The 12627-nt window shown below is 66.3% G+C and carries 13 protein-coding genes; 9 read left to right on the plus strand and 4 right to left on the minus strand.

The features are described 5' to 3' along the window. The first annotated feature begins 198 nt into the window (after positions 1–198). The 5 genes from LV28_RS42630 (at position 199) to LV28_RS42645 (ending at position 3868) form a co-directional block, all read left to right on the plus strand. Entirely contained in the window at positions 199–1743 is a 1545-nt protein-coding gene (locus tag LV28_RS42630) for a sensor histidine kinase (RefSeq protein WP_160117973.1), read from the plus strand. A gap of 142 nt (positions 1744–1885) precedes the next feature. Beyond that, positions 1886–2092 (plus strand): CsbD family protein, encoded by a 207-nt coding sequence (locus LV28_RS42635; protein ID WP_023597269.1) that lies wholly within the window; start codon positions 1886–1888, stop codon positions 2090–2092. A gap of 139 nt (positions 2093–2231) precedes the next feature. Then, positions 2232–2369: an entericidin A/B family lipoprotein gene (locus LV28_RS48485; protein WP_023597270.1), complete on the plus strand. Its 138-nt coding sequence runs from the start codon at positions 2232–2234 to the stop codon at positions 2367–2369. Positions 2370–2497: 128 nt separating this feature from the next. Beyond that, positions 2498–3061: a hypothetical protein gene (locus tag LV28_RS42640; RefSeq protein ID WP_038620207.1), complete on the plus strand. Its 564-nt coding sequence runs from the start codon at positions 2498–2500 to the stop codon at positions 3059–3061. 501 nt (positions 3062–3562) lie between these two features. Then, complete coding sequence (locus LV28_RS42645; RefSeq protein ID WP_024788702.1) at positions 3563–3868, plus strand: hypothetical protein; 306 nt, start codon at positions 3563–3565, stop codon at positions 3866–3868. A gap of 116 nt (positions 3869–3984) precedes the next feature. Here LV28_RS42645 and LV28_RS42650 read toward each other — a convergent pair whose 3' ends face one another. Next, on the minus strand, positions 3985–5397 hold the full coding sequence (locus LV28_RS42650; RefSeq protein ID WP_038620205.1) for a methyl-accepting chemotaxis protein: 1413 nt from the start codon (positions 5395–5397) through the stop codon (positions 3985–3987). 296 nt (positions 5398–5693) lie between these two features. Further along, complete coding sequence (locus LV28_RS42655) at positions 5694–6611, minus strand: LysR family transcriptional regulator (RefSeq protein WP_255315206.1); 918 nt, start codon at positions 6609–6611, stop codon at positions 5694–5696. Between the two features lie 133 nt (positions 6612–6744). Between LV28_RS42655 and LV28_RS42660 the strand changes: the two genes are divergently transcribed. The 3 genes from LV28_RS42660 to LV28_RS42670 all read left to right on the plus strand — a co-directional run bounded on the left by LV28_RS42660 (position 6745) and on the right by LV28_RS42670 (position 9558). After that, a complete protein-coding gene (locus LV28_RS42660) occupies positions 6745–7527 on the plus strand; it encodes a sulfite exporter TauE/SafE family protein (protein WP_081327018.1) in 783 nt (260 codons plus the stop codon). 104 nt (positions 7528–7631) lie between these two features. After that, positions 7632–8570, plus strand: a complete 939-nt coding sequence (locus LV28_RS42665; protein ID WP_023873308.1) for a carbohydrate kinase family protein — start codon at positions 7632–7634, stop codon at positions 8568–8570. A 79-nt stretch (positions 8571–8649) separates the two neighbouring features. Beyond that, entirely contained in the window at positions 8650–9558 is a 909-nt protein-coding gene (locus LV28_RS42670; protein WP_038620203.1) for a LysR family transcriptional regulator, read from the plus strand. Positions 9559–9643: 85 nt separating this feature from the next. On the opposite strand, the gene LV28_RS42675 is transcribed toward LV28_RS42670, so the two are convergent. Together LV28_RS42675 and LV28_RS42680 are read right to left on the minus strand one after the other, a co-directional pair. Further along, complete coding sequence (locus LV28_RS42675) at positions 9644–10750, minus strand: SDR family oxidoreductase (protein WP_038620201.1); 1107 nt, start codon at positions 10748–10750, stop codon at positions 9644–9646. Positions 10751–10796: 46 nt separating this feature from the next. Continuing rightward, positions 10797–11675 carry a MipA/OmpV family protein gene (locus LV28_RS42680; protein ID WP_048806541.1) on the minus strand — a complete coding sequence of 293 codons (879 nt, stop codon included), beginning with the start codon at positions 11673–11675 and terminating at the stop codon, positions 10797–10799. A gap of 246 nt (positions 11676–11921) precedes the next feature. On the opposite strand from LV28_RS42680, the gene LV28_RS42685 reads away from it, so the two are divergent. Next, positions 11922–12626, plus strand: coding sequence for a response regulator (locus tag LV28_RS42685; protein WP_023597280.1), 705 nt, complete (start codon positions 11922–11924; stop codon positions 12624–12626). The last annotated feature ends 1 nt before the right edge of the window (position 12627 follow it).

The following is a 12627-nucleotide window of genomic DNA, read 5'->3' on the forward strand; positions in this document are numbered from 1 at the left end:
TCCTCGCTCCCGGGAATTGGCGTCGCTGCCGAATGCAGCGCAGGCAAACTCCTGGGCGCTGAATGTATGGTAGAAAAACCCCGCTGACGAAACAGCCCGGACGGCGCTGGTTTTTACGTAGGAATTGGCTGACAATTTGGGAAAAGTCGCGTATTTCGCCGTATGATCGAAGCGCGTCTTACCTCCGGTCACCCTCACATGCCCCGATTGTTCACGTCCTGGTTGCGTCGCCGAAGCTGGATCATCGCCATGGTCGCCGCGATCGTGATCACGGTCGGCAGTCTGGTCGGGCTGGAGTCCGCGCACCGACGGCTGGCTTCCACCTACGAGGCGGCACTGCAGGGCATGATCGCGGCCAACGAGCTCAACGAGATCATGGCGCGCACGTCGACCGTGGTTTCGAGTCAACGCGGCTACCTGCTGACCAACGATCCGGTCTACCTCGCCCCCTACCTGTCTGCCGTGCGGCGCATTCGCGACCTGGCGGCGGTCGTCATCGCGCATTACGAAGCCGTGGGCGACACCCAGGCGACCGAGGACTTCGCGCGCGTCATGACGCTCTTCTCGCAGCGCATCGCCGCCATGGAAGCCGCGCGAGCCAATGTCAAGCAAGGCACCATGAGCCTTGAAGAAGCCCTCTCCCCGAGCAATCTCGGCCTCGGCACCATGGAGCCGGTGCAAAACGGCATCACCGATCTTTACAACCGCGAAGTGGCGCGCGCGCGCACGGCGCAAAGCGACGGCCGCTTCGACCAGGCGATTTCCGCAGTGAGCGCGGGCGCGCTTTCCGTGCTCACGATCCTGCTGTTCGTGATGTTGTTCCGCTCACTGGGCAAGCAGATGCGGCAGGAACAACTTGCGCGCGATCAGCTGCACGAGCAGCAGACCCATCTGGATCGGCTCGTGCGCGAGCGCACCGAACAACTCGACGAGTTGGCGACCCACTTGCAGAACGTGAGCGAGGACGAGAAGACACGGCTCTCGCGCGAACTGCACGACGAACTCGGCGCCATTCTCACCGCGTGCAAGATGGACGTGACGTGGGCACATCACAAATTGCGCAACACCGATGCGGTGATCGCCGAGAAACTGGCGCGTGCCCAGCGCAACCTCGACGCCGGCATCCAGATCAAACGCCGCATCATCGAGAACCTGCGGCCGACGGTGCTGATCAACTTCGGGCTTGTCACGGCGTTGCGCTCGCTTGCCGAAGAGACTGCCGACCAGCAGCACTGGCAGCTCGATCTCGATTTGCCGGAAGAGGATTTCGCGCTGCCCGAGTCCACCGCGATCGTACTGTTCCGTGTGGCGCAGGAGGCGCTCACGAACGCGGGCAAGTATGCACGCGCAACACAAGTGCGCGTGGCCCTCGCGTGCGACGATCAGCGCGTGCGGCTCGAAGTCATCGACAATGGCATCGGCCTGACGCGCGACCAGTTCAACAAGCCCAAGACGCACGGTCTGTTCGGCATGCGGCAACGCGTTTCGGCCAAGGGGGGGCGCATTGACATTCACTCGCTGCCGCAGCGCCTGGGCACCGAGATCCAGGTCGTGTTGCCGCTGTGCAATCCGGCGGACGCCCCCGAAATCGCAACGGAAGTCACGCAAAGCACGGCCGCGCCGACCGCCGCAGCCTCTGCCTCTGCCACTGGCCCGGCCACCGCCGACGCCACCCCGTCGGCCACCGCGACCGACACGCCACCGCGCCCCGACACGCCCGGCTCCCGCGTCGGAATACGCTGACAGCGCAACCCGACTCCGCCTACACCGCGACGATGTCGCGGCTGACAGCGCCGACATTTCGCACTCCCTAACATGGAATCACTGCCACCGACGACACACGCCGTGCAGTGGCACTTTTTCCAACCCGATAAAAGGAGTTGTCATGAACTCGGATCAAATGAAGGGCAAGTGGAACCAACTCAAGGGCGAGGCGAAAAAGCAATGGGGCAATCTGACCGACGACGATCTGCTCAGGATCGAAGGTAACCGCGACAAGTTCGTTGGTGTGCTGCAGGAGCGCTACGGCAAGGCCAAGGAAGACGCTGAACGCGAAGTCGACACCTGGAACAACCAGCATAAGCTCTGGTAATCGGATATGTCCGTACCCGCCGGCAGGCGGGTCCCCCGGCCGCCGGGAGGCGGTCTCCTCCCTCCCCCTCCCCCTCGTCGCGCTGCCATCGCGCCATGCTCGCGCGACAGATGACATCTTTGCTCAAGGAGAAATCAAAATGAAACGACTGATCGCCATCGCACTGCTTTCGGGCTTCGCACTGGGCCTCGCGGGCTGCAACACGGTCCAGGGCGCCGGCAAGGATGTTGAACGCGGCGGCGAGGCCATCCAGGGTGCTGCCGAGCGCAACAAGTAAGTCGCCCGCGGCCTGAGGATGCGCCGGATGCGCCCGACGATGTCGACGCCGTCCGACGACCTCGGCTGACATCCCCCAACGCCCAGGAACCCGCTCAACAGGAGGACGAGATGTCACATCGATTCGTCATGAGAGTTCTGACCTGCGCCTGCCTCGCTACCGGCATGCTGGGTGCGGCGGCCGCCAATGCGGCAGACGCCGCCGCCAAGGATCGCTACGAGGCCGCGCAAAAATCAGCCGAGGCCGACTACAAGGCGGCATCGGCGCGCTGCGACGACCTCAAGGACAACGCGAAGAAGATCTGCGTGGACACGGCCAAGGGCAACGAAAAGGTGGCCAAGGCGAACGCGGAAGCCGACTACAAGCAAACGCCCAAGGCCCGTTACGACGCCGCTGTCGCCAAGGCCGACGCCGACTACAGCGTCGCCAAGCTGCGCTGCGACGACAAGAAGGGCAACGACAAGGACGTTTGCGTGAAGGACGCCGACGCCGCGAAGACGAAGGCCTACGGCGACGCCAAGGTCATGCGCACGAGCCGCGAGTCGTCCAAGGACACCGTCGCGGCGCGTCATGACGCCAACGCCGATGCGAACAAGGCCCAGTACAAGGCGGCGGTCGAGCGCTGCGACAGCATGACGGGCGACAGCAAGGACGCGTGCGTGGCCGACGCCAAGGCACGCTTCCACCAGTAAGCGTAGCGTTTCTTTCCGGCCCCCTGCCTCGCGGGGGGGGAGCCGGCACGGGTTTGGCAGGGAGGAGACGGCGTGAGGTCGCGAGTGCCCCACGCCGACGGCGGCGGACGTTGCGAAAGCGGCATCCGCCGCTGTTTTTGCGCCACAGCCCGGTGTCGTCGGTGTAAATGAATGTAACAAGTGCCGCGTATTCGGGGCCGTCCGGGACGCCTTCCGCTGGCGCCTCCGTCAACCGAAACGAGCGCAAACCGTTGATTATGAATAAAATAGCAATGTAATCAACACGTTTGGCAGCGGCTTTTCATCCTTTGAACGCTCCCTGCTCCGGGTCCGCACGCATACTTTGCAACAATTGTGCCCACCCCGGATTTCGGAACTTCAGTAAAGTGAAGCCAAGGAATGTGACGAATCAGGGTGCCGACGGGCACTGGGCGCGTCGAACGGCATGGTGCCGCTCGGGTGCCGTCATCAGTACGCTGCCAAGACCGCAGGAGAAATGTCATGAAAACCAAGTTTGCCGCCCTTGCCATCGCCGGGATCGCGCTCGCCGCGGGCGCGATCGGGACGGCGCAGGCACACGTCTCGGTCGGGATCGGCATCGGCTTGCCGCTGATCGCGCCGGCGCCGGTCTACGCTCCGGCCCCGGTATACGTTGCGCCGCCTCCGCCGGTTTATGTGGCGCCCCCGCCCGTCTATGTGGCCCCCGCGCCGGTCTACTACGGCGCACCGCCGGTGTATTACGGTCGTCCGTACTACGGCTACGGTTACGGCCATGGCTACTGGCGCCACGGCCGCTGGCACCGCTGACAGTCAATGGCCGGCCTCGCAGCCGGCTGCCGAAAAGCAAAGCGCCACCGATTCCGCAATCGGTGGCGCTTTGCTTTTGAGGCCAACGCGGCACGCAGGCGCATGGCGCTTGGCGCCTAACGCGCCACGCGGTACGCGATACGAAACCCTCCCCAGTGGCGGCCGTTCACGTAGATCGGCGCCGACGCGTCCTTCATCACCACGAACTCCCCGCCTCCCATATCGCGCCGATACGTCTGCAGCAGCAATGGCTTGGTGTTGCGACCGGCCGCGGAGCCCGTACGGTCGTTGAACAACCGCCGGTTGCGGCAATGCGCCGCGTTCCATACGGGATCGTTGGTCGGCGTCTGCGAGAACTTGCGGTTGTGCGTTGGCAGATAGCCGTTCTCGTCGACGGCCGCGCAAAAGGCGATGCGCTCGTTCAGCGCGAGCAACGGTTCCTGAATGGCAGGCAGCGCCTCGTCGGTAAATCGCGTGAAACGGGCCATTAACTGCTGCGGATTGGAGCCGGGAATCGGTTCGTAGTTGCGATCGAACAACTCCTGCTCGCTGATTCGCCCCTTGGCCAGCGCCGCCTCGAAGCTCTCGCCGACTTGCCGCGCGGCGCGCCGCACGGCCCGGATGAACGGCGTGTCTTCCGTCTCGACATCCGCTTCGGCGATGAGCCCGATCAAGTGTTCCGAGACGGACAGCAAGCCGTTGATTCGCTCGCGCGCGCGCTCGACGTGTTCGGCCGAATGCGTGACGCCGTCAGCCATTTCATCGACATGCGAGGCCAGCGTTGTGCACTCCGTTTCGATGGCTTCGCTGACCTGTGCAATCTGTCCCGCCTGACGATCGAACGTATCGAGCGCGGTACCCGCCGTCTCGATCACGCTCGCGATGGCGCGTGTGCCTTCCCGGGCGTCGTTCGCGCGGGCGACGTTGGCGTTGCTCTCGCGCATGAGCCGCTCGGTGCGCTCGCCCAATGCGGCGAGCGTGTGTTCGATCTGTTGCGTCGCTTCGGCGGTTTTGCTGGCGAGCAGTTTGACCTCGGTGGCCACGACCGCGAAGCTGCGGCCGGCCACCCCCGCGCGCGCCGCTTCGATGGCGGCATTGAGCGCCAACAGATTGGTTTGCCTGGCGATGACCGAGATACCTTCGGCAACCTTGCCGACATGATCGAGCGCTTCGCGCAGCCCGGCGATTTCGTCGGCCATGCCCGAGACGCCTTCCACGAGACCGTGGATCGATGCCAGCGAAGCGTGCGCGGTGTCGCGCGACGCCGCGATCTCGGCGCTGGCGCGATCCGCCACATCGCGGGCGTCTCGCGCGGCGGAGGCAATGCGCTGATTCCCTTCGCTGGTGTCGGCGGCAGCGCGGCGCAGTTCCTGGAACACTTCGGCCTGCCGTTTGATGCGCACCGCGATCTCGTCGACATTACCGGCGATGTCGCACAGTTCCACGCCGAGCGTACCGGCGTTGGTGGCCACCTCGTTCATGATGTTGACGGTCTGCGCGGCTCCCCTTGTGCGCGTGAATAGCCCCATCGTCAGTCTCCTCGCGTCTCTGATCTGCTTGTTATGACGAGGGCGCGAGCGCCGCCGGTACGGCGAGAACCGCCAGGCACACCGGGTAGACGTCTGCGCCGCACGCCGGCGCTTTCTTGCGCCGAGTGTCGAAAAGTATAACGGGAGAAAAACGGCCGACTTGAGGGTTTCCTCTCGTTTTCCCGGCCCCGCTTCCCCCTCGCGCCCCGGCACGGGGCGACGCGCGTTGGCACTTTTCGACGTTGTCCGAGCACCCTCTCACGCACGGCTTACGCCGGACTTACTGCGTGGACTGACTACGCGTCGCGCCCCGTTGACGCACCGATCGCCACGCGCAGCGCATCGCCCACCGCGCGCACGAGCGCGCCGGCGTCGCGGCGATGCAGCAATGCGACTTCGCTGCTCGCGCTTTCGTCGTCGAGCGCCACGCGGTGCACTTGTGCACCGGCGATCGCACCGAGGCTCTCCGGCACGATAGCCACACCGAAGCCCGCGGCCACCAGATGCACGAGCGTCGCCTTGCGCGACGTGGCGGCAGCCGCCCGAGGGAAGAAGCCATGCTGCTGGCACAGTTGTGCCACGCGATAGCTGAGTCCGCCGCGCTCGCGATGCGGCACGGAGACGAAAGGTTCGGCCGCCAGCGCCGCCACACTGACCGAGGTTTTCCCCGCGAGGGCATGATGGGCCGGCACGAGCAATTGCAGGCGCTCCCGCGCAACGACCTCGCACACGATCGACGGCGCGGGACGCAGCACCGGCAGCCGCACCAGTCCCAGATCGACGCGCCCGGCTTCGATCTCGTCCTGCTGCTGCTCGGACGACAGCGTCGAGACATCGACGCTCACCCCCGCATGAGCCTGCAAATGTGCATGAAGCGCGGCGGGCAGCGCGCCGGCGAAGGGCACCGAGCTGGAATGCGCGAGCCGCACGGTGCCCTGCTCGCCGCGCGCCACGCTGCGCGTGAGCGCCACGGAGCCGTCGAGGTCGGTGAGCACGCGCCGCGCCTCGCTCACGAACGTGCGCCCCGCCGGCGTGAGCGTCACGCCCTTCGACGAGCGCTCGAGCAACACCGCCTGAAGCTCGCACTCGAGCTCCGATATCTGCCGGCTGAGCGCCGACTGTGCGACGAACAATCGCTCCGCGGCCGCGCTGAAGCCGCCTGCGTCTACCACTTCGAGGAAATACCGCAACTGCCGCAGCGACACCATGACCATGCCGTTTCGAGATCGAACATCGCCACATTCTATATTGGCGCGCATTAGCCTCGCCGCCCTATGCTGACGACGATCCCGCGCATGCCTGCGCGCCACTCGAACTCGCCAGCCCTCGCCCGTCACCATGCTCCCGATGCCGCTTCATCTCGTTCCCGACACAATCCTGGGCTCGCTGCTCGCCGCGCTTCCTTCCCCCGGGCATTGGGCGCTCATGAGCGCGGCGCTCGTCGTCGCGTACGTCATCTTCGGCATCGCCGGCTTCGGCACGGCACTCGTCGCCAGCCCTGTGCTTGCCTATGCCTTGCCCGTTGCGCAGATCGTGCCGATGCTCGCGCTGCTCGACTTCGGTGCCGCCTCGGGCAATGTGATGCGCAACGCGCGCGCAGCGGATGTGGCCGAACTGCGCCGGCTCTTACCGTCGATCGTCGCTGGCAGCCTCGTGGGGGGCGCGCTGCTGCTCACGTTGAAACCGGACATCCTGTTGCGCGCGCTGGGATGGTTCGTCTGCGCCTACGCCCTCTTTTCCCTGGCCGGACCGAAGGCGAAGTCACGACTCTCGCAGGCGTGGGCGATTCCGTTCGGCGCGCTGGGCGGTCTGTTCGGCGCCATGTTCGGCAGCGGCGGGTTTCTGTTCGCGATCTACCTCACGAGCCGTCTGGAGCGCGTCGAGGCCATGCGCATCACGCAGTCGACACTCATCGGCTTCAGTACCCTCGTGCGCGCCATGCTGTTCCTGATCGCCGGCGTCTACGCCAACGTGTCGATGCTCGCGACGGCCGCCTCCCTCGTGCCTGCCATGATCGCGGGAATGTGGCTCGGCAAGCACGTCACCCTGCGACTCTCCCGCCAGCAGTTCGTGAGGCTGGTCAATGTCGTCGTGCTCGCAGCCGGCATCGCGCTCCTGCTGCGCACTTGACGGACGAGCGGCCCAGCGCATGGGCGCCCCCGTTCGCTGGCGAGTGCGTGCCGAGCGTTGCAAACGGATATGCTGGCGACTTCCCCACCCGAGGTGTGCCCGTCATGCCCTCTGCCGCGCTCCCGGCTTTGCTCGTCTTCGGTGAAGCGCTCACCGACCTCATTCGTCAGCCGCACGGCGACGCCCGCCACTGGGTCAGTCGCGCGGGCGGCGCCTGCTGGAACGTGGCGCGCGTATGCGCCGCCATGGGGGTGCCGACGGGGTACGGTGGCGCGATCAGCACGCACGCGCCGTTCGGCACCGAGCTGCTCGCACTGACGCGTGCCGCCGGGCTCGACCCACGTTATGTCCAGCCGGTCGACGCCCCGCCGCTGGTCGCCGTGGTGCATCGGCACGATCCACCCGACTACTTCTTTCTCGGCAACGGTGCGGCCGATCTGGCCTTCGATCCGGCGGCCCTGCCGTCGGGCTGGCAAGACGCCGCACGCACGGCGCACTTCGGCTGCATCAGTCTCGTGCGCGAGCCGCTGGCAGGCACGTTGCTGGCGCTTGCGTCGTCATTGCACACGCGCGGCGTGACGATCAGCTTCGATCCGAATCTTCGCAACCTGATGGGGCCGGACTATCGTGCGACGTTTGCGCGAATGGCCGCGCTCGCCACATGGCTCAAGCTTTCGGTCGAAGACCTGCGAGGACTCTATCCCGGTCGAACCGACGAGGACGCCCTTGCCGACGTCAGGCACATCGCCCCGCAAGTCCGAATATTGCTCACCGACGGCGAGCGCGGCATGCGCCTGTTGCTGCCCGGGGCCGAGGCGATTGCCCAGCCCGCCTACCGCGTGGACGTGGCGGATACCGTCGGCGCGGGCGACGCCGCCATCGGTGCATGGCTCGCGAGCCTGTCCCGCGCACCGGACGCCGCGCTGGCCCACCATCTGCGCCGTGCCGCGGCCGCCGCCGCGCTCGCCTGCACGCGCACGGGCGCGCACGCCCCGGACTGGCATGCGGTCGAAGCACTGATTCACGCGGCTCCCCGGGCGTGATCCGCACGCCGCCCCTGATCATCCATCCAGATTGTGGCTATGATGACACCCAATCATCACCATTTCCGATGGATTTACCATGACGCCTGACCAATTGCTGACCTTTGCGACCGTGGCCGAACTGGGCAACATCAGCCATGCGGCTCAGGCGCTCCATCTCTCTCAACCGGCGGTGTCGGGCCAGTTGCGACTGTTGCAGGAGTCGTTCGGCGAGCCGCTTTACCGGCGTGACGGTCGGGGAATCCGGCTCACCGCCGTGGGGGAGCAGGTCGCGGTATACGCCAACAAATTGCGGCAGGACTACCGCCAGGCGCTCACGCTGCGCGACAGTCTGCGCGGCATGGAAACCGGCGCGCTGCGCATCGGCGCGAGCACCACGCCCGCGAGCTACCTGCTGCCGTATGTCATTGCGGCGTTTCACCAGCGCTATCCGGCCGTCGCGCTCCACATCGTCGACGGCAACACGAGCGAGATCGTGGCGCAACTCGACCGGCTGGACGTGGCGTTCATCGAGGGTGCGGTGCCGCCGGGCCTGTCGCCGGAGATCGCGGTGCGGCCTTGGCGCGACGACGAGATCGTCGCCATTGCGCGGGCCGATCATCCGCTGGCACGGCATCCCGAGGGCGCGTCGTTGCAAAGCATCGCCGAGTACCCGTTGATTCTGCGCGAACCGGGGTCCGGGGTGCGGGCGCTGGTGGCCAGGGCGTTCTCCGTGGCCGCGCTCACGCCGCGCGTCGCGTTGGAGCTGGCCGGCGTGGAAAGTATCAAGGAAGCCGTACGCGCGGGCATGGGCGTGGGATTCGTATCCGCGATGTCGATGCGCCACGAAGACGCGGCGCTCGCGGCGGTGCGTATCGACCCGCCACATGGGCTCAAGCGCCTGCTCACCGCACTCGTGCCGCACGCCGACGCATTGTCGCGCCCCACCGAGCGCTTCCTTGCCCAATGCTTCGCGGGCGACGACACCGATCCGGCGGCCTTGCGGTGACACGCGGGAGCGACCCCATCGTACGCCCCGCGGCACTCGTCGCAACGCCCACCGGACCGGCGCGTCAGGCCGGGCTCCTACGGCCTCATTTGAAATCCCACGCCATCTGCTCGGCAACCGGGGTCGCCTCCGACGAGCGCACGCACACCTCCAGGTAGTCCGTCACCGACGGCGGCGCCGGGGTGCCTTCGGCGAGCAGGCGCCGGTTGTCGAAGACATAGTCGAGCGCCGCGAAGGATCCGTAGCGGCGCAGCGCCTTGGCCATCAGACGGCTGTTGCCCTGCCCCAGCTCGCTCGCGAGCCGCGGCGCGAGGCGGTCGATCTCGTCCGCCCCGACATGACGGAAGCGCTCGCCCAACGGCGCGACGCCCCGCGCCATGGCCAGCGCCGCTTCGATCTCACGGATCGTGCGCGCGCCGCCCTCGCCCGCCGACACGTGATAAAGGTCGTGGCGCAGGTGCGGCAGGAAGGCCAGGTCGATCAGCGCATCGGCGCAGAAATCGACCGGCACCACGTCGAGCCGGTCGTCGAGACCGCAGGTGAACGCCCCCAGCAACTGCACCATCCGGAACATCCAGAAGATGCTGCCCGACGGTTCGCACCCCAGCCGTGTGTGCCCCACCACGATCGACGGACGCGCCACGACCAGCGGCAGCCCCGGCCATTCGCGTCGCAGGCGACGCTCGGCTTCGGCCTTGGAGGCCGTGTAAGGCACGACCTGCCGGTCGGCACACGGCAGATCGTGCGATTCACGCACGAGCCCCGAAAGGGCGTCGCCGCAGGCCATGGCGGTTCCCACATGCACGAAGCGTTCGAGCACCGGCGACGCTGCGACGGCACGCGCCAGCGCCAGCGTGCCGTTCACGTTGACGACGTCGAGCTTAGGGTGCGGCGAAAAGCTGGCGATCGCGCCCGCGTGGATCACATGAGTGACGCGACGCATCCGTGGGTCGTCATCGAACGACACCGGATTCGCCAGGTCGCCGCACACGATGTTCGCTTCGGTCAGCGCAAGCCGATGCACCGGCGCCACACGGAAGCGATCCATCGCGGCGCGAACCCGCGAGAGTCCGTCGCTGCCGGTGCGTGCGCGCACGAGCAGCAGCAATGACGGGCCGAACCCGTCCTTCAGGAGCTGGGCGACGACGGCGCCGCCCACGAAACCGGTGCTTCCGGTAACGAGAATTCGCATGGCTGTGGCCTCACAAAGGCTGGAAGGTCAGGAACGCGGCGCGTGCTCAGAACGTGTAGTTCAGCGTTGCGGCGGCCTGGTAATTGGTCTTGTTGAATACGATGGGGCTCTTCGACGCATTGCCGGTGTAGCGCATCACGCCGCCGGCCACGTTTGTGCTCCAGTGCCTGGTGAACTTGTGCGTCCAGCTCGCCGTGAGACTCACGCCGTACAGCCCGCCACCGGCCGAGTACTGCCGATAGCCGGAATTCAGGCTTTGCGTCGGCGTCACGCCGAAATAGGTCTGCGCGTACTTGCCGCTCGCGAAGTGTGCGGCGGCGCCCACGGCGATCGAGTCTGCCGCCGACCGGTACACATCGCCGTCCACCGAGAAGCGATAGACGTTGCCGCGATCGCGATTGGACAGCGGGACATCGGCCGCCACACTGACGACCGCAATGTCGCCAATGGCATAGCCGGCTTGAAGCGTGGTGAACACCGAGCCTTTGATGTCCCCCATGCCACGCAGCTTGTTCGAGCCCGAGTCCAGCCCCCTGGCGCGATCCTTGCGGCCGCCGTCATACGCCATCGCGGCCGACAGGAAGAAGCCCTTCGGGAGGGAGAGCCGATACCCCACGCCCCCCAGGCCGACGAAAACCCCATAAGGCGTTTGCAGCGCGAGATTCAGCGCCGGGGTCGCACGATACTCGTCGCTGCCCATGTAGCGAGGCGACACACCGACACCGCCGCCGATCGTGAACTCGTAACCGCTCTCGGGTGCTTGCGAGGGAAGACTCTGATCGGGCTGAATGCCACTGTAGCGCGCTGGCTCGACCGCACCCGCGAGCGGCACGATAACGCAAAGCAGCAGGCCGGCGCCCGTCAGGCGCGGCAGATGTCGGGAGGTGCGTGCGAGGCGGTTCTGGCAAACGTTACAGCTTTTCATGGGACTCCTACAAAAATTCGGGGGATTTCGTTCGTCTTCGGCGGGGGGGCCAACGAATGCCACGCATGTTAGGCGCGATGCATTGCCATGGCTGTTACCCGATTTAGGAGAGTTGTGAACAAGTGTTTTCAATTGTTCGCAGGTTTGAAACGCCCGCCCGGCGGGGCGGCGGGGCAGTAGAATGCGCCTCGCGGGAGTGCCGCCGACCCTTCGCGGCACAGCACAAACAGGAAAAGGAATACGGCCATGTACCGTGTCTTGTTGGTCGAGGACGATGCGCGCCTGGCCGCGCTCGTCACCGAATATCTGCACGCCTACCGCTTCGAGGTGATGGTCGTGTCCAACGGCGCGCGCGCGCTCGAGCGTTTTCGTGCGTTCTCACCCGACATCGTGGTGCTCGATCTGATGCTGCCGGGCTTGGACGGCATGGAAATCTGCCGGCAATTGCGTGCCGTGAGCAGCACGCCGATCCTGATCCTCACGGCCCGCGAAGACACGTACGACCAGGTCGCCGGGCTTGAAGTGGGTGCCGACGACTACGTCGTGAAGCCGGTCGAGCCGCGCCTGCTGCTCGCCCGGCTGCGCGCGCTGCTGCGCCGGGTCGTGCCACCGGCCGAACCCGAGATCGGGTCCGACGACGGCATCGCCTTCGGCCAGCTGCGCATCGTGCCGCGCGACCGCATGGTGTTCTGGCGCGGCGCTCCGGTGGAGCTCAAGTCAAACGAGTTCAGCCTGTTGCTGATTCTGGCGCGCGGCGCCGGCCGTGTCGTGACCCGCGACGAGATCCTCCAGCAATTGCGCGGCATCGAGTTCGACGGCATCGACCGTACGGTCGACGTCGGCATCTACCGGTTGCGCAAGCGCTTCGAGGACACCGACGGCGAGCCGCAGCGCATCAAGACCGTCTGGGGGCGCGGCTATCTGTTCAGTCCGTCGGCGTGGGAGAGCTGAG

Origin of the sequence: Pandoraea pnomenusa, assembly GCF_000767615.3 — a bacterium.
Taxonomy (GTDB): Bacteria; Pseudomonadota; Gammaproteobacteria; order Burkholderiales; family Burkholderiaceae; genus Pandoraea; species Pandoraea pnomenusa.

Coding starts and splice junctions, on each gene's coding strand:
- LV28_RS42630 (WP_160117973.1), top strand. CDS start 199: ATGCCCCGATTGTTCACGTCCTGGTTGCGTCGCCGAAGCTGGATCATC.
- LV28_RS42635 (WP_023597269.1), top strand. CDS start 1,886: ATGAACTCGGATCAAATGAAGGGCAAGTGGAACCAACTCAAGGGCGAG.
- LV28_RS48485 (WP_023597270.1), top strand. CDS start 2,232: ATGAAACGACTGATCGCCATCGCACTGCTTTCGGGCTTCGCACTGGGC.
- LV28_RS42640 (WP_038620207.1), top strand. CDS start 2,498: ATGAGAGTTCTGACCTGCGCCTGCCTCGCTACCGGCATGCTGGGTGCG.
- LV28_RS42645 (WP_024788702.1), top strand. CDS start 3,563: ATGAAAACCAAGTTTGCCGCCCTTGCCATCGCCGGGATCGCGCTCGCC.
- LV28_RS42650 (WP_038620205.1), bottom strand. CDS start 5,397: ATGGGGCTATTCACGCGCACAAGGGGAGCCGCGCAGACCGTCAACATC.
- LV28_RS42655 (WP_255315206.1), bottom strand. CDS start 6,611: ATGGTCATGGTGTCGCTGCGGCAGTTGCGGTATTTCCTCGAAGTGGTA.
- LV28_RS42660 (WP_081327018.1), top strand. CDS start 6,745: ATGCCGCTTCATCTCGTTCCCGACACAATCCTGGGCTCGCTGCTCGCC.
- LV28_RS42665 (WP_023873308.1), top strand. CDS start 7,632: ATGCCCTCTGCCGCGCTCCCGGCTTTGCTCGTCTTCGGTGAAGCGCTC.
- LV28_RS42670 (WP_038620203.1), top strand. CDS start 8,650: ATGACGCCTGACCAATTGCTGACCTTTGCGACCGTGGCCGAACTGGGC.
- LV28_RS42675 (WP_038620201.1), bottom strand. CDS start 10,750: ATGCGAATTCTCGTTACCGGAAGCACCGGTTTCGTGGGCGGCGCCGTC.
- LV28_RS42680 (WP_048806541.1), bottom strand. CDS start 11,675: ATGAAAAGCTGTAACGTTTGCCAGAACCGCCTCGCACGCACCTCCCGA.
- LV28_RS42685 (WP_023597280.1), top strand. CDS start 11,922: ATGTACCGTGTCTTGTTGGTCGAGGACGATGCGCGCCTGGCCGCGCTC.